A 22,449-nucleotide genomic window follows, 5' to 3' on the forward strand; every position below is an offset into this window, starting at 1 on the left:
AAGCGAACCAAAACGTCGGGCCCGCTCCGTGCAGGCCCGACCAGACGCTTCAGGGCACGATGACGCCGCGGCCGGTGAACCGCCGGTTCTTGAAATCGTCGAGTGCGGTGTTGATGCTGGCGAGGTTGTATTCGGTGTAGTGCATCTTCACCTTGCCGTCGGCGTTGAGCTCCATCAGTTCGACAAGCTCGGTAAAATTGCCGACCAGGCTACCGCCGATGTTGATCTCCTCGATGACGAGATGGGCAGTCGGCACATTGATATTGCCGCCATAGCCGACGACGAATAGCTGGCCGCCCTTGCGCACCATCTTCCAGCAGATGTTCTCGACGCCGAGTTCGCCGACGAAATCGATCACCACATGAGCGCCGCCGCCGGTGATCTGGCTGACCTCCTCGACGATGTTCGGCCCGCCATCAAGGACGTAGTCGGCGCCAAGATCCTTGGCCAGCACCTGTGCCGCCGGTTCGCGATCGACGGCGATGATGCGGCAACCCGAAATCGCATGCAGCGACTGCAGCGCGATGTGGCCGAGCCCGCCTATGCCGAGCAGGACGCAGTAACTCCCTGGCCTTAGCAGCTTGGCCGCCCGCTTGGCGGCGCGGTAGGCGGTGATGCCGGCGTCAGCCAAGGGCGCCACTTCGATCGGCGTGACATTGGCGTTCAGCTTGATCAGCGAGCGCTCGCTGGTGATGAAATATTCGGCGAAGCCGCCATTCATGCCAAGGCCGGGAAACTGGCCGTTGTCGCAGTACATGTCCTCGCCATGCCGGCAGTTGAGGCAGATCCCGCACGAGCGAAAGGGATGGCAGATCACGGCGTCGCCGCGCTTGACCGACTTGACGCCGCTGCCAACTTCCTCGACCCAGCCAGCATTCTCGTGACCCATGATGTAGGGCAACAGCGTGCCTTCGGGATCCATGGTCGGCTTCCACACACCCTCGATGATATGCAGGTCGGTGCGGCAAAGGCCGGCAGCACCGACCCGCACGATCACTTCGTCGGGGGCGGTGATTGTCGGCGCCTTGACCTCTTCGATCCTGAGCTGGACATTCATTTGCGGATCGTATGCGTACAGTCTGGCAGCTTTCATCGTCGTATCCTTTCAACGTCGAGATTGTTCGGATTGCTTAGGCGCGGCCGAGCTTTTCGGAGCCGCCGCCGCGAGCCGGTCCGGCCGTCGGATCCTCGTCCTCGGCGAGATGACCAATCAGCGTTTCGGTGGTCAGGATCAGCGTCGCCACCGAAGCTGCGTTGGCGAGCGCTGTGTAGGTGACGCGAACCGGATCGATGATCCCTGCCTCGAACATGTTTTGATAGCTGCCGGCAGACGCGTTGTAGCCGTAGCCGCCATTGATGCGCGTAACTTCCGCCACAACTGCTTCGGGATCGGCGCCGGCATTGGCGGCGATGCGCCAGAGTGGCCGCGACAGCACCGACCGCACCAGGCGCACGCCTTCGGCGACATCGCCGTCGACGCCGGCCGACACCTTGTCGAGCAGCGGCGCGATCTGGGCAAGCGCCGAACCGCCGCCGGCGACAACGCCCTCTTCGGATGCGGCGCGTACCGCATTCAGCGAATCCTCGATGAGCTGAATGGTTCGCTTCTGCTCGACGGGTGTGACACCGCCGGCATAAAGGATCGCGGTGCCGCCAGAAAGCTTGGCCAGACGTTCGCGCAGCTTGTCCTGGTCGATGTTCGGCGGCGAAGCTTCATACTGCCGCTGCACCTGGGCGCGACGCGATGCGATTGCCGCATGGTCGCCACCACCGCGGATGATCGAGGTGTAGGACGAACTGGTCTTGACCCGGTCGGCTGTTCCGAGATCGTCGGCGGTGATGTCCTCCAGCCGGCCGCCGAGGTCGCGCGCGATCACCTTGCCGCCGGTGATGATGGCCAGATCCTCCATCATCGCCTTGCGCCAATGGCCATATTCCGGCGGATGGACGACGAGGTATTTTCCAGGTCCCTGCTTGCCGAGCAGCGTCACCACAACTTCCGGCGACATTTCCTCGGACACAATAAGCAGCGGCCGACCATCCTCGTCGGCAATGCGGCGAACCGCATTCAGCGCCTCAGGCTCCTTGATCTTGAGATCGGTCATCAGGATGTAGGGCCGTTCGAGAACCGCCTCCATCTTCTCCTGGTCAGTCACCATGTGATGAGAAAGATAGCCGCGTTCGAAGGACATGCCCTCGACCACATCGAGCGTGGTCTCGGTGGTGACGCTGAAGTCCGTGGTGATAACACCTTCGGCTCCCACGCGCTGATGGGCTTCCGCCACCAGCGCGCCAAGCTTCGTGTTTGTCGCAGCGATATTGGCGACCGAAGCCAGGATGCCGTTCCCCTTTGCCGGCTTGGCCGAGGCCTTGAGCGCGGCCACCACCGCCGCAACGGCAAGGTCGATGCCCTTGCACAGATCGACGGATTTCACGCCGCGTTCATTCGCCTCTACACCGCCCTGGATGAGAGCGTTGGCGAGCACGATGGCAGTCGTGGTGCCGTCGCCAGCGACCTCGTTGGTCTGCATCGACACCTCGCGGACCACCTGCGCGCCCATGTTTTCGAAACGATCATGCAGCTCGATTTCGGAGGCGATGCTGACACCGTCACGGGTCACCATCGGCGTGCCGATCGGCCGGTCGATCATGGCGTTCATACCCTTGGGGCCGAGCGTCGGCTCGACGGCAGCGGCCAGGCGAAAGACACCACGGGCGAGAGCACGGCGGGCTTCCGAGTTGTGAAGCATTATTTTGGGCATGATTCCTCCTTCCGCCTTACGGGCGGGTTGTTGGTTAGGGGCCTCGTGCGAGGGAGGCCGTTGTTTTCAGCTCTGCTTCAGGCGGTCGGCGCGGCTCGTGCCGGCACGCGGTCCATGATGAAATCGACCAGCGTTGGTTCGCCCTCGACCACATCCAGTTCCTTGTATCTGGTCTGCTTGAGTCCACGACAAAGTGCGCCGTTGAACTCCATGTTGACGCGCACACCGCGCAATTCGGCGAGATGGGCACCGAGTGCGCCGACCGGTATGCTTTGCCCTTCCCAGGTCACGAAGACAGGATCATCCGCTTGGCGGTTGGGGAAGCGCTCAAGCAGAGCCTCCCTATATCTCGGCTTCTGTTTGGCCGCTTCGCCCGGCTCGAACCGCGCGACGTCGTATGCTGGCAAGTCCATGCCGAGGATTTCCCGATCCGTCAGACCGTGCTGCCTGAGGCCGCGCAGGACTGCCTCCTGGCGCCGCTTGAATGCCTTCATCCTGAAGGTTTCGCGCAAAGCGCCGAGATCCTGATCCTCGGCAAGCTCGGCGAATATATCGCTGAATGTCTTGCCGGCTTCCATGCCGCGATTGACCTCCTCCGCGAACATGTGGTCGTGCAGCTTGACGCGATAGGCCGGCGACCATGAGAGCTGGTCCAGCGCCTTACGGACGCCGTCCAGCATCAGGAACGCGAAGTTGGGCGAGCACCAGTAGGTCGGCAGGCGGAAGTCTATCTCCACGCTGCCATCGCTCGTCATCGCGGCCCGCTCGACGAAGCCCATCTCGGTAATCGGTTCGTCGAGCTCCGGGTCGTTGACCTCACCAAGGCGCCGCCAGAGTTCGTTCTCGCGGTTGCCGGAAACGCTGGCGGTTGCCATGGCCCCTACTCCGCCGCAATGCTGAAGGGCGAACCGGCGAGCGCCTTCTTCTTGGCTTCGATGTCGATGCTGTATAGACGCGCTGCGTTGAGGCCGAGGATCTTCTCCTTGATCTCGTCGGTGAGTTGCACTCCGCGTTCGGCAGCGATGTCGTCGGGGATCTGATAGGCCCAGAATTTCTCGACCAGCCAACGCGGCGTCCAGATCGCGTAGTCGGAACCGAACAGGATCTTCTCCGGCCCGAGCCAGAAGAGCAGTTCGGCGATGACTTCGCCGAAATAGCGCGGGCGGGAATGGATGAAGGGCAGCGCTACCGCAAGTCCACCATAGACGTTGGTTTCCTGCGTCGCGATCCAGCAGAAATCGTCGAGGCGTGGCAGGCCGCAATGCTCGATGATCCAGTTGAGGCCTTGGAAATCCGTCGCCGCGTGATCCACGTCATGCACGTCGAACGCATCCTTCGAGAGCGGCAGGATCGTCGGGCCCTTGTGGACGTGGATGTTGCTGATGCCGAGCTTGTCGCAGAGCTCGAAGCACTTGTAGGCATCGGGATCGGTGAGCTTCCAGCCCTTGGAAGCGCCGTTCCATTCGGCCGTGTACATCTTCACGCCCTTGACGTTGTAGCTCTCCTTGAGGAAGTGGATGTATTCGAGAGCCTTCTCACCGTCGCGGGGGTCAAAGGCGCCGTTGACGATGAAACGCTCCGGATAGCGCTTGGCCACCTCGGCGTTGCGCTCGATCGTGTTGAAGCCGTTCTTGTAGAAGTCCTTGAGATAGGTCGACTGGACGATCGCCACATCATCGGGACCGTCGATGAACAGGTCGCGATAGAGATCGTCGGCGCTGTATTTCTCGAACTTGCTCTTCTCCCAAAGCTGGTCCTTGGGGCTCAGCCCGGTGTGATAGGCGTAGAAGCAATCGATGAACTGCTTGCCGTGGACATTTTTCTGGTTGTCCGGGCTGCCGTCCCAGAAATGGGTGTGGCCGTCGACCACGAAGATATCCTTGCCTTCCGGTGTCCTAAACATTCTTTCCTCCGCGAGATGGGCGTTGATCGGTTCGGCACGCCGCAACCAGGGCGGCGCGCCCGGTTTTTTTGGCGGCTATTCGATGTATTCGAACATCTCATCCATGTTGCCGAACAGGATCACGGTGTTGTCGTCGACGCGAACCATGCGGCCGTAGTGGGTGGAGGTGTTGACTTCGAAGGTCTCCGCTGAAATCTCCCGGCCGAGATATTCACCGATCGCGTCCATCTTGAAGATCAGCTTGCCGTCACCGTCGATGCGGATCAGTGCCGGCTGGTAGGTGATGGTCACCCCCGGCTTCTGGCCCATGAATTCGGCGATGGCCCTGGCCTCGACCGAGTCATTCATGGTGACGCCGCATTGATGCGAAATCGTCTGTTCGAAGGTGATGTCTTTCATCTCCTTGAAGATGTTGGAATGCGTTGCGTCGCGTGCTGCTAGTGACATGGCATTTCTCCCTGTGTCAGCGCTTGAGGCCGAGTTCGCCGAGGATCTGGCCAATCCGTTCCTCGGATTTGGCGCGGACATCCGCGAACGCGACTGGCTTGGAATGCGGCATCGACCAGATCGGCTGCAGGCCGATGGCTGCCTTGTCGGCGAGCGCGCCGTGTTTCTTGACCCAGCCCTGGAAGAGCTTCTTGTTCGTCGCGCCGTGTTTCTCATCGTTGGCGAGCAAGTGCATGAGGTCGATCGTGTTGGCGAGGTTGCGCTCGTAGTCGGCCTCGGCCGCCGAGATCACTGCAGGCGTGATGAAGTCATGGTTGGCGGCGGCGATCTGCATCAGGAACCCTGAGCGGAATGCTTCCCCGACCAGCGGTTCGAAGACGATGTTGATGGCGAAATACTGTTCGAGATAGTCGGTCGCGCCCATGATGGTCTCGACAGCTTCGCGGGTGCCTTGCCAGTTCTTGTCTTCGAGCCAGCTCCTCTTGCCGAGTTCGTCGTCCCAGCCGGAAAGGTCCATGCCGATCTCGGCAAGGTAGAGCGTAATGTCCTGCGCAAGCCGCAGCTTGTAGGACGAGTTGGTCAACGTCGCGTTGTTGATCATCTGGGTATAGCCGTAGCGCTGTGCCTGCATCAGCGAGGTGCCGAGCCCGAATTCGGCATGTTTCCACGCGCCGAGCTGCGTCTGCAGGATCTTGACCCAGGCTTTGTCGAAAGTCTTGGGCGCGCCCGATTTGCGGGCATTGTTGATGACGCTCTGCACCATCGTCTCGATCTTCGACTGACGCTGGTAGTGCGTACGCTCCCATTCCTGGTCCGGAGCGCGGAAGGCATGCCAGTTGGAGCTCTGCGCGGCGGTGTTCTGCTTGACATAGGCGCCCTTGCCGTCGGCAAAGGAGATGATCCAGTCCTGGATCAGGTAACGCTCGGGATCGGGCTGCACGTCGACCGTCATGTCCTCGTAGTGGGTCGCACGCTGGCCCTTCGGGTCGAAATACCGGTACTTCCGGCTGTCGGAGTCGGCAAAGAGCGCCGCGCCGGCGGCTCCGGATCCGACTGAACTCGAGGTAGCTGGCATAGTCTTCACTCCCTTGTTGCAGTTGTGGTTACAGTTGCGTGGCCGCCCTCTTAGTGGGCCGGCGTTGCACCTGCCGATGTGGTGAACTTGTCGAAGAAGATCCGCTCCGTCTCGAACCCATTCATGAACAGAACCGGCTGAAGCGCATCGATCATTGGCGGCGGACCACAGGCATGAACGTCGCCCTGCCCGTCGACCGCCAGTTGCTTGAGCTTGGCGTCGACACTCTGGTGTACGAAACCGCGCTCGCCTTGCCATTCAGCGTCGTCATTCGCGTGCGACAGCACGGGAATGAAGGTGACGTCGGAATGATTGCCGACGAGTTCAGCGATCCTGTCGAGATAGAACAGGTCGTTGCGGGTGCGGGCGCCGTAGAAGAAATAGACCGGACGTTTCTCGCCGCTCTTCAGATGGTCGTTGAGGATAGACCAGATCGGTGACATGCCCGATCCGGCTCCAACGAGGATCAGGGGTCCTTGCCGTTCGTCGCGGCGGAAACAGGTTCCGTAAGGTCCGACGACGGTGACCTCTGCTCCGGCCTTGATGCCTCCGCAATCGAGTTCTCCGGAGAACTTTCCCTCAGGGTATTTTTTGATGATGAAGGAGAGTTCTTGGGTTTGGTCCGGCGTATTTGCCATGGAGAACGAGCGCGTAATCGTCTCCCCTTTTTGCGTGGTAACCGTGATGTCGACATATTGCCCCGCCCAGAACTTTATCGGCGAGCCGAGTTCGATCTCGATGCCGCGAATGTCGTGGGTCAGGTGCTCGATCCGAGCAATCCTGCCCTTGAACGTCTTCACAGCGATCGCTTTCGCCAAAATCTCCTCGTCGTAGTTGAGAAGCTCGACTTCCAGATCGGAGTAGGCGATGCAGCGGCACAAAAGGACGTGGCCGCTCTCCTTCTCCATGTCGTTCAGCGCGAAGGTCGAGTATTTGAGCATGTCGACTTCGCCGTCGAGCAACACGCTCTTGCAGGCTGAGCATTGCCCTTCCTTGCAGCCGTGCGGCAGCGCGATGCCCTGGCGGAACGCGGCGTTGAGCACCGTTTCGCCATTTTCGACATCGAATTCGACGCCGACCGGGCTTAGCCTGACCGTGTGGGTTTCCGACATACGGACCTCCAGTAAGACAAGGGGCGGGACGAACCCGCCCCTTGGCCTGATCAGTTGCAGGGATTGATCGTGAAGCCGGCCCGGTATTCCGCCAGGTGCTTCTCACGGTCCGCGGGCGACATGGCACGCAGCGCGTTGAGCGGCGACCCGAGCTTGTTGCCTCGCACGTCGTCCAGCGTCCACATCTCCGTGTCGTCGAAGCGCATATGCGGCTGCGGGACGAGCGTCTTGCCGTCAGAGCGGACGAAGTTCAGTTCCTTGATCGCATCGGCCAGATCCCAGCCGTCATAGAGCGTCTCCCACTCGCGCTTGCCGCTGAAGCGGCCCATCGCGGGCGTCGGCCGGCCCTGATACTCGTCGGCGAACGCCACGGTGGCAGTCCATTTGTCGAGTTCGTGGGCGAAGGTGTGCAGCTGGCCGTCGATCTCGCCGACAACCATATCCTCACGGATCAGGCAGGGAACGAGGCAGGACCAGCAGCGGTGCGGATAGACGTAACCGACGTCGCTGTTGAACAGCAGCACCTTCTCGCCCTTGTGGCTGAGCTTGGCGTACCATTTCCAGAAGTCGCCGAATTCGGCGTACCAGCCCGGATACTTGTGCTCGAACCACTCGAAGTCCTTGTCGGTCTGGGCTTCGATGCGCCAGAAGTTGACCGGCCAGCCGACCGCGAAGAACTGTCCGACCTTGTGGACGTAATTCTTCTTGGTAATGCGTTCCCAGGCCGCCTGGACGTCGTCGTGATGGACCTTGATGCCGTATTTCTCGAGCGGCAGCATGTAGGTGCGGTAGTAGTCCTCGTAGATCCAGCGGTGCCACATTTCCGCGTAGGACTCCTTGTTCTTGTCGCGGTTGGTGGTGCCGTATTCGATGAAGGTGCCGATGGCCGCGTCGACGATCGCGTGGTTCTGCCAGAAGGCGTAGCGAAGGTCGCGCTCGAGCAAGAGGTGATTTTCCGGCTCCTTGAGCGCCGCCATCAGCAGCGAATGGCCATTGCCGATATGCCGGCTCTCATCGGACTGCACCGACAGGAAGACGGTGGGTAGCGCATAGTCGCCGTTGCGGGCAGCTTCCGAAGGCATGGCGACGAACAGCGTGTTGGTGAAGGCGGTCTCGGCGACCACGGTCAGGTACATGCAGGCGGCGGTCATGGTGTCGCCGGTGATGAAGCCTTCCGCGAACTGCCGGCCGATGGTCGTGGCGTAGCATTTTCCGAAGGCTTCCTCGGTGATGTCGAAGCCGGCCGGATCGATGTAGTTCTCCATGTACCATTTCTTCAAATTCATCTGGATCGTCGAGTGACGGAACTCGTCGATCATCTGCATGGTGAAGCCGGTCCTGAGCTCCTCGCCGGGAGCGATGCGGGCGACCATCGCCATCGATCGAGCGGCGGAGATTTCCGGGAAGGGAATGATGGCCAGGAAGAGCTTCATCCATTCGACCCACCGCGGCTCGACGTTGCGGAACATGTCACCGCGCAACGCCGCATCGAGCGCGCCATATACGCGGTTGTCCTTCTCTTCCTGCATGGGGAAATAGGACCGCAGGACCTGCTTCATCGGGTCTCGCGGCGTCTTGTTGATCTTATAGTCTGTCGGAAACGTCATCGCTTCCTGGACGTAGGAAGGATTCCAGCCGAGATCGGCAATCTTCTTGGTTGCCTCGCCCACGGAGATTCCGCGTTGTGAAGTAATCTTGTTGAGCGTCAGAGACGTCATGGTCATAAGCCTCCACCAGGTTTGAGCCGCAGGTCCCTTGACCCCGGAATGAAGCGGCGCACAGCACCGCTAGTGAGAGTGCGAACGGCACGACAAAGGGTTGCGCATTCAGGCGCGACTCATGGTCCGGCCATTCAAGTGGATCGCGGCAAAGGTTTTGGAGGCGTCTGGCAGGGACCGCGGCGCCAACCGCATATGCGATGGGCATATCGAAGCGGACGCGACTTGTCCCTGCTTCCTCCGTTCCTTCGTTCTTTTGGCACCGCGTCAAAAAGCGCGATGGGCTTCTTATGGAAGTGTACAAAGCAAGCGCCGTGCCAATTTGAAAACAGCACCCATGGCTGGCGCTCAAAACAAAATCGCCGCTCTTTCGGCATATGAGCTGATAGCCAACTGTAACGTTCTTTTACAGTTGTAACGTACGCCTGTAATATTTAGCATCTATTCGCAATTGCAACATACTTAGTTAGCAAGTGCAGCAAATCCGACAACAAATATTATCTATTCAATTGTTACCCTTTCTCTACTATTTGACGGCGATGGCCCATGGACGGGCGACGCGCCGGAGAGAGAAGATGCCGAACAACAAAGACAGCCGAGGGCCGCAGGAGCCGATGTCCAGCCAGGCCGATGGCGTCACCGGCGATCTTGTCAGGCTGATGTCCCGCGATCTGGTCTTTGTCATGCGCTTCATGGGCGAGAGCCAACATCGCCTCCAGAGCCACTTCCAGGATTTCATCCGGGCCGAGCTTGCCGCCGGCGGCGTCACCACGGAAACCCATCCGATGATCCATCTGTTCATCGAGAACCATGCGATCCTGTTGCGCGACTTCGTGTTTTCCGGCGTTTCGCTGTCGCGCCAGTTCCGCGTCGACGAGATCGAACGCCTCACCGGCGATACGACATCGATGATCCGCGTCGACATCTGGGACCAGCTCAAAAGCCACATTGAAACGGCTGAAAAACAATTCCATTCGCAGGCCGGTACATTGCCCAAATTGCTGTCGGCTTTTGGAAAACCGCACGGACCGATGGCTGGAAGCGAAAAATGACAGGAGGATCCGATGGGGCAACCTGACTGGCGTGACGCGCTGCTCGCTCGCCGGCTCGATCTGATCGCCAACGTCTCCGCGCTTACTGCCGAGGCGCTGCGGCTAAATCAGAAGCGCGCCGGCATCGAGATGGATGTGTTGCGCCTGGAACTCGAAATCGACAGGAGCGGCGCGAACGCGCAACTGGTGCAGGACTTGCATGAAGCGGAGGAGAGAGCCGCGGCAATCATGCTCGCATGTGCGGCGTGCGAGGAGCGCATCGTCGCCGCGGAAGCCGACGTCGAGGACGTCGACCGCAGCCTCGCGGCACCGGATGAGAATTACGATGGGAGCCAGCCATGAACCAGCACGCGATACAGAACCTGACCTTGTTCGACCTGCTGGCGCGGAGCTGGCGTCGCCCGTCGGCGATCGCCGATCTGCGCTTCAGCACCGATGACTTGACAGTCGCCTTCACGTGCATGGACGGAACGGTCGCAATAGCCGCGGTCGCGGACAAGGAGCCGCCGGAGTCGCGGATCAGAGTGAGCGGCGATCTCGGCCAGACGACGATCCGCCCAAGGGAAAAGCTACCAGCGCCATTGATTGCCACTGCTGCATTAGGAGATGGCGATATCCCGCTCGCCAGCTACCTTCGGTCCAGCTTCCTCGTCGGAACAGCGGCCGGCGAGGTGGTGCATCTGACCGCGGACGGCAGCGTGATGGAGACGCTGGTCAAGATCGACGGACCGATCGTCGCTATCGACCACAGCCCCCAGACGGCAATGACCGCCGTCAGCAACGGGCAGGATGTCTTCCTGTCACGCGGCCACGGCGACGCGTTGAGACTGCGACATGGTGCGGCACCGTCCACGGACGCGCTTGCCTTTTCGCCGGGTGGACGGCGCCTCGCTTATGGTCTGGAGGACGGATTATCGATTTGGATTGTCGAAGGCGACGCGACCTTGATAAGCGATATCAGTTTTTCAGCGCGCCCCGTGTCGATCCGCTGGAGTGGCGACGGCACCTGGCTGGCCTGCGGGCTCGAAACCGGAGGCTTTGCTTTGGTCAGCGTGACCGATGGCCGAGCTGACATCGTCGAAGGATTTCCATCGCCGGTCCGGACAGTATGCTGGAGCCTGCCGGAGAATGCGCTGTTCACATCGGGCGCATTCCGGATCGCCGGCTGGTCAATGACCGCCCCGCCGCTTCACGGCGATGCCTCCGGCGCGTTGGAGACTGGCCGCGCCGGGCTGGTGCCGGTCGAGACGGTGGCTGCGCACCCGGAAAAGAAACTGATTGCAGCCGGCTATACCAATGGCCGGATCACCATAGCCCAGATCGGCGCGCGGGACGAACTGCTGGTCAGATCCTTGGGCGGTGAGATCGCGGCGCTTGCCTGGTCGGGCGACGGACGGCACCTGGCGGTAGGTTCGGTAGACGGCACCGCCGCGATCGTCACTTTTCCCGCGCAGATGTTCAAATAGTGGTTGCATGCAAAAGGAGGAAAAGATGCAAACGGAATCCACATCCGAGGACGAGAGCAAGGACGAATTTTTCGAACGGCTCGCCAACCTGTCGGAAGAAATGGTGGCCAAGCATGGCAAGGATTTCAGTATGGGCGCATTGGTGCTCGCCGCCCGCTGGATCGCCGAAAACCGCGTCGGCCAGTTGAAAACGAACTAGGGTTCGGATCGCAGGCAGGTGCTTCATAGAACGACAAGGCGTTCGAAGGAACTAACACTGCGACACGCTCTTGAATCGCCAGGCTTCCGCCGCCTGGGTACCGGATGTCGATTGCTAGGGCGTCACCCGCTTTGCTGCGCATGAAAGATCAGTAGCGCGGCATACAGCGGATCGTGGATACACCGACGAAGATCGGTTGGGGTGGCCAGTCGACAAATGTCGACGACAAGATCGCCCTGTCCCCACCGCCCCTGGGAAAACTCTTGCGATTCACGCGCAAAGAAGCGGCTTTAAACCAAATCAATCTCGCGTCAGACTTTTTCATGAGGGGGAATTCGCTGGCGGGCGACGATCCTATTCATGGCCAGCTCAATCGTGCCGCTGTCGGTCTCCAGTTCGAGCAGTTCGATCAACGGCACGGCCGATAGCAGTGTGGCGTCGGCGTAAGGCTGCGGAATTAGCGTCGAGCGCCGTTGTTGCTCCGGCTACCAGCCCAAAGTGATTATCTGGGAAAGCTCGGCGATGTCGCCATAGATCATCGAACCCTTGACGAGAAAACACTTGTCACCGAGGACTTCGAAGAGTGAGCTTGACGCGGTGCAAACCGGCAGGTTCTTCGAATTGGCGAACGTCCCGAGGGGTGCGGTTTCGACCTTACGGTCCGCGGCTTCGGCATAGCCGACGCTGATCGCGAGGATAGCGATAGCAATGAGAGTTGTCTTGCTCATATTCAGCCCCTAGAGCCAGCGGGCTTCTTGGGCAGCAAAACCGGGCTGCCGTCCCTGGCCTTGCCATGGTCGCGCTATGCATCAAAGTAGCACCGGCCCATATGGGCTTCATCCATCGATTGGATGAAGCGGGCTCATCTATATTAGCCAACGCTTGACGATGCCGCTTGCCGCTCCAAAATCTTCTGCATGGCGCGGGGAATTGGCATTGGTGACGGGGTGGTGATAACGGGCACGGCGCGAAGGCGGGGTCACCGAGGATCGCGTCCGCGTCGCCATTCCGGGCGAAGCCACTGGATGCCCGGGCAGAGGTCCGATCGGCCGATCAAGCCCGACGCAGAGCAATTTTTAGGGTGCCCCATATGCGGCCAGGACTTCGACATGCGCGATCTTGGCCAGGTATCACTACTCCCCGGACCACCAGCCGCTATCCTATGGAGATACATAGGAGGCCTTGCACATGGCAAACCACCAGGTCCGAAGCACTATCACACACATTGGGACGCTGACGTCGCGCCCGCAGGCATTTCTGATCTTTTTTACCTATGCCGGCCTCTGGCTAATTTTCGATCGGGATAGCCTCGATTGGCACGCCGTTGCGACACTGGCGACGTGGGCGATGACGCTGTTCATCCAGCGCGCCGAGCATCGCGATACGCAGGCGCTGCACGCCAAACTGGACGAACTGCTTCGCGCGGCCAGTGAGGCCGACAGCGAGACCGCGACGGTCGACAAGAAAGAACCAGAGGAAATCGAGGTCCAACGCGAGTGGAAACAGCAAGGCGATTCACCAAAGCGAACACGATGAATACCGATCGGCAGGTCACGCAGCATCGTTATCGGTCGCAACCAAATAATACCGGAAGTGATTGCGGATGTGCTCGTTGAAATTTTGGCCCTTGGCAAACGCGGCTTTGAACTCGGCGAAGGTCTTCGCCGGCACATCCTCAACTCGTGCCGTTTGTTGCTGGCGACGATCCATACCGAGATCTCGATAGCTGGAGGCAACCGAGGGCGCACTCAACTCCATTGCTGGTGAAATAAAATCGGCCGATCGGACCTCATTCAGATCGTGCTGCGCGAGTGGCTTGACACCAATGCTTATTTGCCGGTGCGGTCGATCGACGAGGAAAGCGAGACGGACAGCAGCGCGTAGGCTGGGATGCGACCGGTACGTAGAAGACCCGCCGCTATATTAGCGAAGCGACGGGCTTCCACCGCATTCCCCCACACCTGACCATGCAATTGCGGTGCCAGATGTATTGACCCATTGCGGGGCACCTTATGGCTTCTACACAGCGGAATTATCGCCACGTACTTCGTTCGCATGTTTCAATTCCATTAGCTTGAGCGCATCTATTCGCCAGCCAGGCGAGCACCCCAAAGGCTCGCTGGTCAGGCCCAGCGGCCTCCAGCTGCCAGTCCCCCTCGCAACCAAGCCGCTGGCCGTCCCCGCTGACCCCATCGCCGCCGGCCGGCGCTCTACAGGCAATTTACCCCGACGCCCCCCAAGTGGCGCCGGCCGCAAGCGACTGACAATCGCTCACCAAATCAAAGCGGGGCTGTAGGTTGCGGACCTTTCCCCTGAACGCGTCCTTCAGCCGCCGTTAGCAGGTGCTGCCGGAGCGGGCGCGGCTGGGGCAGGCGCGGCTGGGGCAGGTGCGGCTGGGGCAGGTGCGGCCGGCTCTGCCGGAGCGGGCGCGGCTGGCGCTTCGACCTTGGGCGCTTCGACCGTGGGTGCTTCAACCTTGGGCGCTTCAATCTTTACATCGAGGTCCTTTCCGTCGCCCCGCCCGGGATGTTGATAACGCCGGTGAACAACAGCAGGATCACGATTGCGATAATTGCGAGAACGACGGCGACAGCAGTGCCGCCGCCATTTCCGCCTGAGTTAACAACCGTTGGACCGTCAGCCATGGCCACCTCTCCTATCTCTGAATTATCACTGGTCGGCAAATGGGACCGGCGGTACTTAGTTCCGCCGCAGGGCTATGGTCCCACATGCGGTAAGACCGAAGTCGTTGCGTCATAGACAGAGGGCTGAGAGCCGGCAACCAAGACCTTACCAATGCATTTGGATTGGGCCGCCGAGCAAAGTCCCTTCATCGGTGGCTCACCGGGTGCTCGCTGTTTGTCCCCCATCGGCGGGCACCCTAACAGGGGAAAGAACTGTGACCCTTATCCAGAGCAGACAGAATGTCGATGAGGTCGCAAGCCGACCCGCAAATGACAATCAAACTCCTAACCCAACAGATTTCTCGGTGGTTGATCTCATTTCGTCGAGCGACGATGAGGTCGCTGCCATTGTCAGGCGAGCAGAGAACCTGGCCCTTGCCGTTATTATAGTAATGGCGATCTTCCTGATCCTTGCACCGGTGGTCTTCATTGCCATGAGGTATGGGATCTGAGATGTCCCGCTTTAGCCCTCGTCCCAGAAATCCTGCAGCGAAGCGTGCCGAAGTTCGTCCTCGCCCCTGAGATACTTCACACGGGCTTTGATTCCTGGTTTGACCCACTGCGTCGCCGGCCGCTTTGGCATGTCCTTGGGCCGTGGCCCAGCATGTTCCTGGACGCGCTTCCAAAGCCGCTCCCGACGCCAAGGGGGGAGCGTGCTGAAGGTAAAGCCCATCGAAGCAAATAACGTCGGAAGAGAAAGCCTCGGAGGCATAGAGGAGCGCCGCTATCGGCAGGCCCGGCCAACTTCCGCGATCACGCCATAATCAATCTGGCGAACTTCTTCCTTCGTTGCGAACCCCAACGCCGCTTGGCCGGCGCCAATCTAGGCAACCCCACCTCCCCCGCTCCCAGCGGCGCTGGCCATCTTTTCGCTAATGCATATCGCGCAAAAGTGCGCAGCGGTTTTGCGATAACGACATGCATAAAAACAAGAACCTAAAGCGCGTCGCAAACGCCACGCGCTTTAGGGTAACTACATCGGTTACGCCGTCACGCCACCACGACCGGTTTTCGGTGCCGTCATCCAGGGTATAGCTGCAGAGACGTCCTCGAGGATCTTGGCCGATCTGGCGAAGCCGGCGAAAGCCTCGCGTGCAACTGAAATGGGGACTTGGCCATCATAGGCGCGCTGGCAAGCTCGGAGCGCCGTGTCAAAGATTGGCCCTCTGCGATTCTTCGGCCATTCCTGCAGGAACTCGAAAGCATCAGCCAAGCATTCGATTTCCTCCACCGTGAACTCCCCTTTCCTGACGAAAACAGGCCGGGCGAAAGTCCTGTCGTTCATTACAACCTCCATTCAACTGAACGATTGTTTGAGCTTCCACGAGAGCCGTGAGCGACGGCTGCGGGAAAATATGTGAAGAGCACTTTTTGCTGTCAAGGAAGGACCAATTCTTAACTGAAGCAAAACTCATCGCAGGACCGAGACCGCATGCGGAATGTCGCTGTGTACCGCTGCACCTGCAGCCGAGGGCGCTTTGAACTCCATTGCTCCCGATGAAAACCGAACACTCGCAAAGACCGCCCGGCGGCACCATAGGCGGCCCGGAAAGACCGTGACAACAGCAGAAAGCCCGCGCCCTCGGGGAGAGGACGCGGGCTAATCGGGGCCACCGATCTCGCAGCATTTGTATGGGGGACAATACTACGCTGCTGGCACTAAACTTTCGTCGCAGGACAGTGTTCCATCCTCAACGGAAAAAACCGCAGGTTTGTGTTCGCCGCTATAGAAACTCCTCCCAACGAAGGACCGCGTACACTGCCTCGCCCACCATCGAGAGTACAGAAAGAACCAGGAGCAAGGCGACCGGGTATGGCTCGCTGACGACGGCGTCAGCTTCGTCCTGTTTCTCGTTCAAATTCTCGTTTCGATCGCCCTTCCTGATGACGCTGCGACCAAGCCCAGTTTTGCCCTGGGTCTCTGTCGAAATCTTGGTGGCGATATCCCATGCGATCACCGGATCATCGGGCAGATGCCTCTGAAGCCATTCAGGGAGACTGCGACCAGTGTTCTTGTCCATTTCGCGAACAAGTCTTCTGCTTTGAACTATGTCCAACTTGCTAATGTAATTTTAGCTTTCGGCAGTTTTTAAGGCAAGATGGCCCGGTCCGACCATTTTCGGCTGCTTTCGGTTTCAAGGCTCAGTAGCAACGCCCTGGTCCTTTGACCGCTTCAGCAGCGCACGCGACGCCTGCACCAAGCGTTGTGACAGGGCCAGTGTGTAGCGAAGGTCCTCAACCAGCGCCCTTCCGTGTTCGACGGTGCGCCGAACGCGCGTCGCACGGATCTTGTTGGTTTCCCAAATAGATTCTTCCACGTTTTCTGACCTTCCAAGGCTGCGTCTGCGACGGAGCGTTGGCCGGCGTCTACCAACCGGCGGTTGGAAGAGATTTGTCAGCAGCGAGCGCGGATCTTTCAATCTCCACCTCGCGTGGGCCGAACAAGGGAACCTGCACCTCTGCTGGAACAAAGACACGAGCCCTATTCGGCGCGCGCACCATGGCTCAGTACGGCGCGCGCCTGGATGCGGACTGTTCCAACAGGCCCCGATCGCTTCCGCGCGGTCAATTCGCCTGGAACAAAACTTTTTAGAGGTGGTTTTCCCCGTGAAGGGACGGACTTTTCGAAGGAGATGTCTCGTGAAAAAAGTTCTGATCACCAGTATGCTGGCCATCGGCGTTGGCTGTGGTGCAGCATTCGCTCAGGAACAGCAGCCGGCCCAAAGCCAGTCGGGCGCCGATTGCCCGGCCGGCTCGGCCGGTTGCCCGGAAGGTACGATGGGCGAACAGTCCCAAGGTAAGGCCGGCGCCACCACCGAGGAGCAGGCTCAAGGCAAGGCGAAGATGCAGACCGATGAGCAAGCCCAGGGCAAAGCCGGTGTAACCACCGAGCAGCAGACCCTAGGCGAGGCTGGCGCCACAACCGACCAACAGGCGCAGGACAAGGCCAAGGTCCAGACCGAGCAGCAGACCCAGGGCGAGGCCGGTGCCACTACCGAGCAGCAGACTCAGGGCACGACCTCTACTCAGCCACAGGATGAGACTTCGACCGGCGCGATAAGCAATGTGACCGTTGAACAGAAAACGGAAATCACCCAAATCCTCAAGCAGGAAAAGGTCGAACCGGTCGCCAGCGTCGATTTTGACATCGCAGTGGGTGTCGAGGTTCCGCGGCAGAAGGTCAGACTGCGTCGTCTGCCACCGCGAATCGTCGAGATCGTCCCGGCTTACGAATCCTACGAGTATTTCGTGTTGGCCGATGGCCGAATCGTCATCGTCGACCCGGATACGCTCACGATCGTCCTTATTCTGACCTAACGCCCTTGTTCGGGATAAAGGAGGGGTCCGCTGCCCCCAGGGCGGACCCTTCAACATGCATCGATTGAAGTTGGAGACCAGTCTCCTTTCATCGAACGGCGACTGCTATTTACGTCGCCAGTACATCCCGCTGTTCAAGCTGGCGGGCTTTTTGCATGCACATTGAGGACCGTTTCCGGCCGATACCCCTCGACGGGTGCCCTTCACGCTCAAAAAAAGGCCTGAGATGGGACTTCAGTCTGCCCGCTGGCCGACCATGGGCTGGCGCAGGCGGTGCTTTGGTCCGGGACTGCTATCGCAAAAGCCTGAGATGGGAGAGTTTTCAGGAACCGAGCTCCTGCAGGCGTCGTTGCGACCCGTGACAGGAAGGCTGCAATGGACCCCAGCATTCACCAGGCACGTTGGCTGCTTTTTCCGGTATTTGGCTTGGTGTTCGGGGTCGCAGCCGTCGGGCTTATTATCGGCTGATGGGCCCGATCAATGAAGGCAACACACTTGCGCAGTAATGAGTCCCTTCCTGCGCTAGCGAGACCCACCGGTTTCTCCCCCTGAGACTGGTGGGTCTTGACACCGCCTGATGATGGCGAAAGCGTGATATGGTGCAGAGTACAGAGGATCGGCTCGGGCGAATTCGAAACAGGTAGAAATGCAACGTAGACCGTGACGGTCAGAGGATATTTAGCGTGCTATTGGCAAATTCATTGATCACAGACGCGATACGGCCGCAACGCCGGCTCCGTGAGACAAGAGTTCTCGCCAGGATGAATGCGCGGCCTGCGTGCTCTCAATCGCAGCGTAGGCTCAAATCTCTTCGAAGGCTTCGCGTCGCCATCTGCCTCACCGCATCGGCCTTGGCTCTCGTCGTGAGCCCCTACCGTGTGGCACAGGACGGCCTGTCCCTGACGCTTAGCCCGCAGGCCGCCCAGGCACAAGGAAACTCTGGGAACTCCGGAAACTCTGGGAACTCCGGAAACTCTGGAAACTCCGGGAACGCTGGAAGCCCCGGGAACGCTGGAAACGCTGGAACTCCCGGGAGCTCGAACTCCAATGCCAACGCGGGCAAGGGCAAATCAAAATCATCGATAGGCAGTCCCCCGGCAAATCCAGTTGCCGCGGTAAACCCCGGCAACAAGCCAAAAGTTTATGTCAACGCGACCACTGGAGATCGGATCGAAGTGCGCGGGCCAAGTGTGGGTGTGGTGCATTCCAACGGGCTCAGTGAGCGCATCGACGGTGGCCATTATGAAATGCGGGATGCCATGGGCCGCACCATCATTCGGCGGCAGGCGACGAACTCCGATCGGGCAAGACTGCTCGCCATGATCGAGTGATGGCGAGTTCACAGGCCGCAAGGCTACCTTGCTTCACGCAGGATGGCGGGCAGGCGGATGCTGATGCTCGGTCGCGTCGCGCAGTGTCATCGCGGCTTCGGTTCGGTTGCTCACATTGAGCTTGGCGAGAATTCGCGTCATGTGATGCTTTATGGTTTTCTCGTGCAGGTTCAGCTGAAGACCGATCCGCTTGTTGCTCAATCCCGCGGCAACGAGCGTCAGTATCTCTCTTTCACGATTGGTGAGCTCGGCCAGCACGTCAACTTTCGCGGTCGCGGTTGACTGGATAGACAGGTCGACCAACACGCGCGCCGACAATTGCGGGCAAACATACCGTTCGCCCAACGCCACCGTGCGCAGTATCGCGGCCAAGGTTCTCGACCCGACACCCTTCAGGACATAGCCTCTTGCCCCACTCTGCAAGGCGGTCATGACGTGCTGGTTTTCCTCCGAAACGGTCAGCATCACGATTTTCAGATCCGGGTGCCGCTCCAGAGCCGGTTCGATCGCGCTGAGGCCCCCTCCAGGCACCGAGATGTCCATCAGGAGAATATCGAGCTGCTGGTCTTCCGATATCCGCAAGGCGTCATCTCTACTGCTGCCTTGGGCAACGATCTCGAACCCGCCGATCTGCTCGAGAGTGCGCACGACGCCCTCCCTGAACAGCGGATGGTCGTCGATGATGGCGAGCTTTATGGCCGCTGCCATCACGCCTGTCCTATTTCAACTATGTTGAGAACCATTTTCACCACCGTGCCATTCTGTGAAGATGTTACACTAAATTGGCCGCCGAGGCTTTCTACCCGCTCACGCAGCCCGATGAGCCCCAGCCTTTCAGGGTGGATGATCTTCGGGTCGAAACCTGGGCCGGTGTCGGAAACCTCGATAGAAACGCGCTCCCCGTCGAAATGTTTCGCGACCGATTGACCGGCACCCCCGGCGTGGCGGAAGCCATTGTTCAGCGCCTCCTGAATGAAGCGAAAGATGCAGATCTTGGCCGCTGGTGACAAGGGTGTGTGTCCCCCGGTCATGGACAGCATCACTTTGACGCCGGTTCGCCCTTCGTGTGCTCGCACGGCAAGCTCGAGGATTTCCGTCAACTCGGCATTCTCGACATGCGGCAGCATAAGGCCCTTGCTGACATTCCTGATTTCTCGCATCGCATCGTCCAAATTGGCTTTGACTGCCTGCAATTCCCGTGCGCGCGCCCCAGCCGGCGTGGCAGAATCGGCAAGCACGGGGCTGTCGATCCCCAGCGCCGCGAGGGCAACCAGTTGCGCCGGCCCGTCGTGCAGGTCCGCGCCGATCCGCCTGAGGTAACGTTCGTTAAGCGCCGTGGCGCGCTGCGAGGCACGCTGCACCCGCAGTCTCAACATTCTGTTTTGAACAACCAGATCGGAAAGCTCGGCAATGCGCTGCTTCAATGAGCGGCTCTGGGAACGAATCGTGCGGCTGCCACGAAAAACGATCGCCGAGAGCCCGAGGAAGAAAATAGCGGTGACCGCTGCGACATCGAACCAGGTCCGAACGAGTGCCTGCCGGAGGTCCTTTTCAAAATCGGTGGCGATCTCGTCGAATTCCAAAACAGCCACGACTTCGCCCGACCACGGCTGAAGCATCGGATTAAAGATTTCAAGAAGATGCAAGCCGCTGTCCCTCTCAGCCTGGTTATCATAGTGCCTGTCCAATTCAGCAACTATGTCGCCTGCGAATGCGGCCCGGAGATTGTCGCTGAGTGGAAAGCGCTTCCCGACCAAATTTTTATTGGTTGAATAGAGGATGGTGCCGTCGCGGCGCCAGAGCTTGAAGGATTCGAGCCTTGTGCCGAGTGCGCCTTGTCCCAGCGTTTCATCCAGCGCGTGGGCAACGCTCTCATCGAGCACTTCGCTCCTGCGCATGTCGGGGAGCAGCGGCGCGATAACGCTGTCGACGTAAAGAGCGGTCGCAGAAGCCGAGTTCCGGGTGACCGCGGCTTCTATCTGGCTTGTCACGGAAATTCCCACCACGATCATCGCCGACAGTGAGAATAGCCCGCCGGCGAGCAGAAACTGAGTGGCCAGCGACAGTGCATTCCATCGATCGATCAGTCTTGTCGCTCTATATGGCGCCATATCCCCAACGGCCCGGTCGGCGGCGCGTCGCGCCAGCGGCAAGATTCGAGAGAACCGGCCAATCTGTCGTCGAACGACGCTAAGCGACGCCATCTTTGATCTGCAACTGATCAATCGCTAGGGAACTTAGGGCTTTACGGGCTGGACGGAAACCGCACCCGACGGGTTTTTTCGCATAAACTCCACTGCCCTCGTTGAGCGAGGCAGCAAGCCATGACGCGCCAACTCCGATGCTTTCGATCCTTCGGCACAGATAGTGCAACGCCTGATCGCCCGCGCGGCGGAAGATGCGGCGGGTTTTTCACTTCCGGTCGCGCAAGGCTCTCACTGCTTGAGTAAGGGTCATCCGATCGTTGCCGTTCTTTTTGATCAGCTTGCTGACCTGGCTGGGCGAAACGCCATTTTCTCGTGCGAAATGTTCCACCTCGTAATACTCGTCGACCGACAGGCGGTCGTGGTCGAGGAAGTCTCGATTGCACTTGTTGTCGGCCATTTCCTTTCTCCTGGCGAAGCCTAACACGGGGTCTGAATGTCGGTTGGAAACAGGCTGGATGAGGGTGTTAGACACTCCTCTCCTTGAACTCCTCCCATGAACTTGCGGCGAACGAGTGCGAGCGGTCGCGGTTCCGGGCGGATCGATAGCCGGACCCATGCGCGCGGCAGGTCAGACTTAAGTCCAATGGCAAGGCTTCTCGGATCGGACCGAAGCCCAGCCAAGGAACATTTGCAGCGGCCTGATGTTTCGATGAGTCTGGCGCGAAGATGATGCCAAAAGAGCTCAGCTAAAGTCACATCATAAAGGAGGCAACTATGAAAATGCGACTTTCCACTGTAGCCGCGGGGTTTCTACTACTGGCAGGTATAGGCGCCGCTGCCGCTCAGGACGTGATCATCGCGCCTGAGCAGGAGACCGTCATCAGGGAATATGTGGAAAAGCAGCCGCTCGCCTCGGTGAAGATCCCTGGGGTGGAGCTCAATATCGGCTCAACGCTACCCGATACGGTCGAGCTTCATGAAGTTCCCGACGTCGAATACCGCTATGTCGTCGTCGACAATCAGACCGTTATCGTTGATCCAGGCACACGCAAGATCGTCAAAATCATTCGGTGACCTGAGCGAGAGGGAGGAGACGCCCCCCCCGTAGGACGCGCGGCGGGGGCCAGTGGGATTGGGAGTGTGAAATTAGAAAAAAAAACAGACATTTAGATTACCACCACCCCGCCGCAGTGTGGTTTTAACAAAAACCAGCCCCCCAGACCCGCATGAATATG

At 59.6% G+C, this 22,449-nt stretch carries 25 protein-coding genes; 9 read left to right on the forward strand and 16 right to left on the reverse strand.

The window, feature by feature from the left end; genetic code table 11:
- Positions 1–49 precede the first annotated feature (49 nt).
- From AC0L3I_RS16750 to AC0L3I_RS16785, 8 genes are all read right to left on the reverse strand, one after another.
- Complete coding sequence (locus AC0L3I_RS16750) at positions 50–1,093, reverse strand: NAD(P)-dependent alcohol dehydrogenase (protein WP_473527600.1); 1,044 nt, start codon at positions 1,091–1,093, stop codon at positions 50–52.
- Between the two features lie 37 nt (positions 1,094–1,130).
- Positions 1,131–2,762 (reverse strand): chaperonin GroEL, encoded by a 1,632-nt coding sequence (gene groEL / locus AC0L3I_RS16755; protein WP_473527601.1) that lies wholly within the window; start codon positions 2,760–2,762, stop codon positions 1,131–1,133.
- A gap of 77 nt (positions 2,763–2,839) precedes the next feature.
- Positions 2,840–3,637 carry an iron-sulfur cluster assembly protein gene (locus tag AC0L3I_RS16760; RefSeq protein WP_473527602.1) on the reverse strand — a complete coding sequence of 266 codons (798 nt, stop codon included), beginning with the start codon at positions 3,635–3,637 and terminating at the stop codon, positions 2,840–2,842.
- Between the two features lie 5 nt (positions 3,638–3,642).
- Positions 3,643–4,665 (reverse strand): amidohydrolase family protein, encoded by a 1,023-nt coding sequence (locus tag AC0L3I_RS16765; RefSeq protein ID WP_473527603.1) that lies wholly within the window; start codon positions 4,663–4,665, stop codon positions 3,643–3,645.
- A 75-nt stretch (positions 4,666–4,740) separates the two neighbouring features.
- Positions 4,741–5,112, reverse strand: coding sequence for an MmoB/DmpM family protein (locus tag AC0L3I_RS16770; RefSeq protein ID WP_006206781.1), 372 nt, complete (start codon positions 5,110–5,112; stop codon positions 4,741–4,743).
- A 16-nt stretch (positions 5,113–5,128) separates the two neighbouring features.
- On the reverse strand, positions 5,129–6,187 hold the full coding sequence (locus AC0L3I_RS16775) for an aromatic/alkene monooxygenase hydroxylase subunit beta (RefSeq protein ID WP_473527604.1): 1,059 nt from the start codon (positions 6,185–6,187) through the stop codon (positions 5,129–5,131).
- A gap of 50 nt (positions 6,188–6,237) precedes the next feature.
- Positions 6,238–7,299: a 2Fe-2S iron-sulfur cluster-binding protein gene (locus tag AC0L3I_RS16780; RefSeq protein WP_473527605.1), complete on the reverse strand. Its 1,062-nt coding sequence runs from the start codon at positions 7,297–7,299 to the stop codon at positions 6,238–6,240.
- 50 nt (positions 7,300–7,349) lie between these two features.
- Positions 7,350–9,023 (reverse strand): aromatic/alkene/methane monooxygenase hydroxylase/oxygenase subunit alpha, encoded by a 1,674-nt coding sequence (locus AC0L3I_RS16785; RefSeq protein WP_473527606.1) that lies wholly within the window; start codon positions 9,021–9,023, stop codon positions 7,350–7,352.
- Positions 9,024–9,592: 569 nt separating this feature from the next.
- Here AC0L3I_RS16785 and AC0L3I_RS16790 point away from each other — a divergent pair.
- From AC0L3I_RS16790 to AC0L3I_RS16805, 4 genes are read left to right on the forward strand one after another with little or no spacing between them, the layout of a single operon-like run.
- A complete protein-coding gene (locus tag AC0L3I_RS16790) occupies positions 9,593–10,069 on the forward strand; it encodes a hypothetical protein (protein WP_473489247.1) in 477 nt (158 codons plus the stop codon).
- Between the two features lie 12 nt (positions 10,070–10,081).
- On the forward strand, positions 10,082–10,411 hold the full coding sequence (locus tag AC0L3I_RS16795) for a hypothetical protein (protein WP_473489246.1): 330 nt from the start codon (positions 10,082–10,084) through the stop codon (positions 10,409–10,411).
- On the forward strand, positions 10,408–11,535 hold the full coding sequence (locus tag AC0L3I_RS16800) for a WD40 repeat domain-containing protein (RefSeq protein ID WP_473527607.1): 1,128 nt from the start codon (positions 10,408–10,410) through the stop codon (positions 11,533–11,535). The genes AC0L3I_RS16795 and AC0L3I_RS16800 overlap by 4 nt, the downstream gene beginning before the upstream one ends.
- 25 nt (positions 11,536–11,560) lie before the next feature.
- Positions 11,561–11,734: a hypothetical protein gene (locus tag AC0L3I_RS16805; RefSeq protein ID WP_473527608.1), complete on the forward strand. Its 174-nt coding sequence runs from the start codon at positions 11,561–11,563 to the stop codon at positions 11,732–11,734.
- A gap of 485 nt (positions 11,735–12,219) precedes the next feature.
- Here the strand turns inward: AC0L3I_RS16805 and AC0L3I_RS16810 are convergent, their stop codons facing one another.
- Positions 12,220–12,462: a hypothetical protein gene (locus AC0L3I_RS16810; protein ID WP_473527609.1), complete on the reverse strand. Its 243-nt coding sequence runs from the start codon at positions 12,460–12,462 to the stop codon at positions 12,220–12,222.
- A gap of 460 nt (positions 12,463–12,922) precedes the next feature.
- On the opposite strand from AC0L3I_RS16810, the gene AC0L3I_RS16815 reads away from it, so the two are divergent.
- Positions 12,923–13,270 (forward strand): low affinity iron permease family protein, encoded by a 348-nt coding sequence (locus tag AC0L3I_RS16815; protein WP_473489243.1) that lies wholly within the window; start codon positions 12,923–12,925, stop codon positions 13,268–13,270.
- A gap of 15 nt (positions 13,271–13,285) precedes the next feature.
- Here AC0L3I_RS16815 and AC0L3I_RS16820 read toward each other — a convergent pair whose 3' ends face one another.
- Positions 13,286–13,444: a hypothetical protein gene (locus AC0L3I_RS16820; RefSeq protein ID WP_473527610.1), complete on the reverse strand. Its 159-nt coding sequence runs from the start codon at positions 13,442–13,444 to the stop codon at positions 13,286–13,288.
- Positions 13,445–14,226: 782 nt separating this feature from the next.
- A complete protein-coding gene (locus AC0L3I_RS16825) occupies positions 14,227–14,379 on the reverse strand; it encodes a hypothetical protein (RefSeq protein WP_473527611.1) in 153 nt (50 codons plus the stop codon).
- Between the two features lie 254 nt (positions 14,380–14,633).
- On the opposite strand from AC0L3I_RS16825, the gene AC0L3I_RS16830 reads away from it, so the two are divergent.
- The gene (locus AC0L3I_RS16830; protein ID WP_192357035.1) at positions 14,634–14,870 is read left to right on the forward strand and encodes a hypothetical protein; all 237 of its coding nucleotides are present in this window, start codon (positions 14,634–14,636) and stop codon (positions 14,868–14,870) included.
- Positions 14,871–15,400: 530 nt separating this feature from the next.
- Here the strand turns inward: AC0L3I_RS16830 and AC0L3I_RS16835 are convergent.
- Positions 15,401–15,703 carry a DUF982 domain-containing protein gene (locus AC0L3I_RS16835; protein ID WP_473527612.1) on the reverse strand — a complete coding sequence of 101 codons (303 nt, stop codon included), beginning with the start codon at positions 15,701–15,703 and terminating at the stop codon, positions 15,401–15,403.
- A 439-nt stretch (positions 15,704–16,142) separates the two neighbouring features.
- A complete protein-coding gene (locus tag AC0L3I_RS16840) occupies positions 16,143–16,439 on the reverse strand; it encodes a hypothetical protein (protein WP_473527613.1) in 297 nt (98 codons plus the stop codon).
- Between the two features lie 619 nt (positions 16,440–17,058).
- Between AC0L3I_RS16840 and AC0L3I_RS16845 the strand changes: the two genes are divergently transcribed.
- Positions 17,059–17,736 carry a DUF1236 domain-containing protein gene (locus AC0L3I_RS16845; protein WP_473527614.1) on the forward strand — a complete coding sequence of 226 codons (678 nt, stop codon included), beginning with the start codon at positions 17,059–17,061 and terminating at the stop codon, positions 17,734–17,736.
- Between the two features lie 1,175 nt (positions 17,737–18,911).
- A complete protein-coding gene (locus AC0L3I_RS16850) occupies positions 18,912–19,067 on the forward strand; it encodes a hypothetical protein (RefSeq protein WP_245319513.1) in 156 nt (51 codons plus the stop codon).
- 33 nt (positions 19,068–19,100) lie between these two features.
- Here the strand turns inward: AC0L3I_RS16850 and AC0L3I_RS16855 are convergent, their stop codons facing one another.
- The 3 genes from AC0L3I_RS16855 to AC0L3I_RS16865 all read right to left on the reverse strand — a co-directional run bounded on the left by AC0L3I_RS16855 (position 19,101) and on the right by AC0L3I_RS16865 (position 21,671).
- Entirely contained in the window at positions 19,101–19,775 is a 675-nt protein-coding gene (locus AC0L3I_RS16855) for a LuxR C-terminal-related transcriptional regulator (protein WP_473527615.1), read from the reverse strand.
- Complete coding sequence (locus tag AC0L3I_RS16860) at positions 19,775–21,178, reverse strand: sensor histidine kinase (protein ID WP_473527663.1); 1,404 nt, start codon at positions 21,176–21,178, stop codon at positions 19,775–19,777. The genes AC0L3I_RS16855 and AC0L3I_RS16860 overlap by 1 nt, the downstream gene beginning before the upstream one ends.
- Positions 21,179–21,479: 301 nt before the next feature.
- Positions 21,480–21,671 (reverse strand): DUF3606 domain-containing protein, encoded by a 192-nt coding sequence (locus tag AC0L3I_RS16865; protein WP_123150566.1) that lies wholly within the window; start codon positions 21,669–21,671, stop codon positions 21,480–21,482.
- 317 nt (positions 21,672–21,988) lie between these two features.
- Here AC0L3I_RS16865 and AC0L3I_RS16870 point away from each other — a divergent pair, with 317 nt between their 5' ends.
- Entirely contained in the window at positions 21,989–22,288 is a 300-nt protein-coding gene (locus tag AC0L3I_RS16870) for a DUF1236 domain-containing protein (protein ID WP_123150565.1), read from the forward strand.
- Positions 22,289–22,449: the final 161 nt, after the last annotated feature.

The sequence above is a fragment of the Mesorhizobium sp. WSM4840 genome, from assembly GCF_055811755.1.

Coding starts and splice junctions, on each gene's coding strand:
- AC0L3I_RS16795 (WP_473489246.1), top strand. CDS start 10,082: ATGGGGCAACCTGACTGGCGTGACGCGCTGCTCGCTCGCCGGCTCGAT.
- AC0L3I_RS16775 (WP_473527604.1), bottom strand. CDS start 6,187: ATGCCAGCTACCTCGAGTTCAGTCGGATCCGGAGCCGCCGGCGCGGCG.
- AC0L3I_RS16770 (WP_006206781.1), bottom strand. CDS start 5,112: ATGTCACTAGCAGCACGCGACGCAACGCATTCCAACATCTTCAAGGAG.
- AC0L3I_RS16835 (WP_473527612.1), bottom strand. CDS start 15,703: ATGAACGACAGGACTTTCGCCCGGCCTGTTTTCGTCAGGAAAGGGGAG.
- AC0L3I_RS16760 (WP_473527602.1), bottom strand. CDS start 3,637: ATGGCAACCGCCAGCGTTTCCGGCAACCGCGAGAACGAACTCTGGCGG.
- AC0L3I_RS16815 (WP_473489243.1), top strand. CDS start 12,923: ATGGCAAACCACCAGGTCCGAAGCACTATCACACACATTGGGACGCTG.
- AC0L3I_RS16765 (WP_473527603.1), bottom strand. CDS start 4,665: ATGTTTAGGACACCGGAAGGCAAGGATATCTTCGTGGTCGACGGCCAC.
- AC0L3I_RS16865 (WP_123150566.1), bottom strand. CDS start 21,671: ATGGCCGACAACAAGTGCAATCGAGACTTCCTCGACCACGACCGCCTG.
- groEL (WP_473527601.1), bottom strand. CDS start 2,762: ATGCCCAAAATAATGCTTCACAACTCGGAAGCCCGCCGTGCTCTCGCC.
- AC0L3I_RS16785 (WP_473527606.1), bottom strand. CDS start 9,023: ATGACCATGACGTCTCTGACGCTCAACAAGATTACTTCACAACGCGGA.
- AC0L3I_RS16855 (WP_473527615.1), bottom strand. CDS start 19,775: ATGGCAGCGGCCATAAAGCTCGCCATCATCGACGACCATCCGCTGTTC.
- AC0L3I_RS16840 (WP_473527613.1), bottom strand. CDS start 16,439: ATGGACAAGAACACTGGTCGCAGTCTCCCTGAATGGCTTCAGAGGCAT.
- AC0L3I_RS16820 (WP_473527610.1), bottom strand. CDS start 13,444: ATGGATCGTCGCCAGCAACAAACGGCACGAGTTGAGGATGTGCCGGCG.
- AC0L3I_RS16790 (WP_473489247.1), top strand. CDS start 9,593: ATGCCGAACAACAAAGACAGCCGAGGGCCGCAGGAGCCGATGTCCAGC.
- AC0L3I_RS16860 (WP_473527663.1), bottom strand. CDS start 21,178: ATGGCGCCATATAGAGCGACAAGACTGATCGATCGATGGAATGCACTG.
- AC0L3I_RS16870 (WP_123150565.1), top strand. CDS start 21,989: ATGAAAATGCGACTTTCCACTGTAGCCGCGGGGTTTCTACTACTGGCA.
- AC0L3I_RS16800 (WP_473527607.1), top strand. CDS start 10,408: ATGAACCAGCACGCGATACAGAACCTGACCTTGTTCGACCTGCTGGCG.
- AC0L3I_RS16780 (WP_473527605.1), bottom strand. CDS start 7,299: ATGTCGGAAACCCACACGGTCAGGCTAAGCCCGGTCGGCGTCGAATTC.
- AC0L3I_RS16805 (WP_473527608.1), top strand. CDS start 11,561: ATGCAAACGGAATCCACATCCGAGGACGAGAGCAAGGACGAATTTTTC.
- AC0L3I_RS16825 (WP_473527611.1), bottom strand. CDS start 14,379: ATGGCTGACGGTCCAACGGTTGTTAACTCAGGCGGAAATGGCGGCGGC.
- AC0L3I_RS16810 (WP_473527609.1), bottom strand. CDS start 12,462: ATGAGCAAGACAACTCTCATTGCTATCGCTATCCTCGCGATCAGCGTC.
- AC0L3I_RS16750 (WP_473527600.1), bottom strand. CDS start 1,093: ATGAAAGCTGCCAGACTGTACGCATACGATCCGCAAATGAATGTCCAG.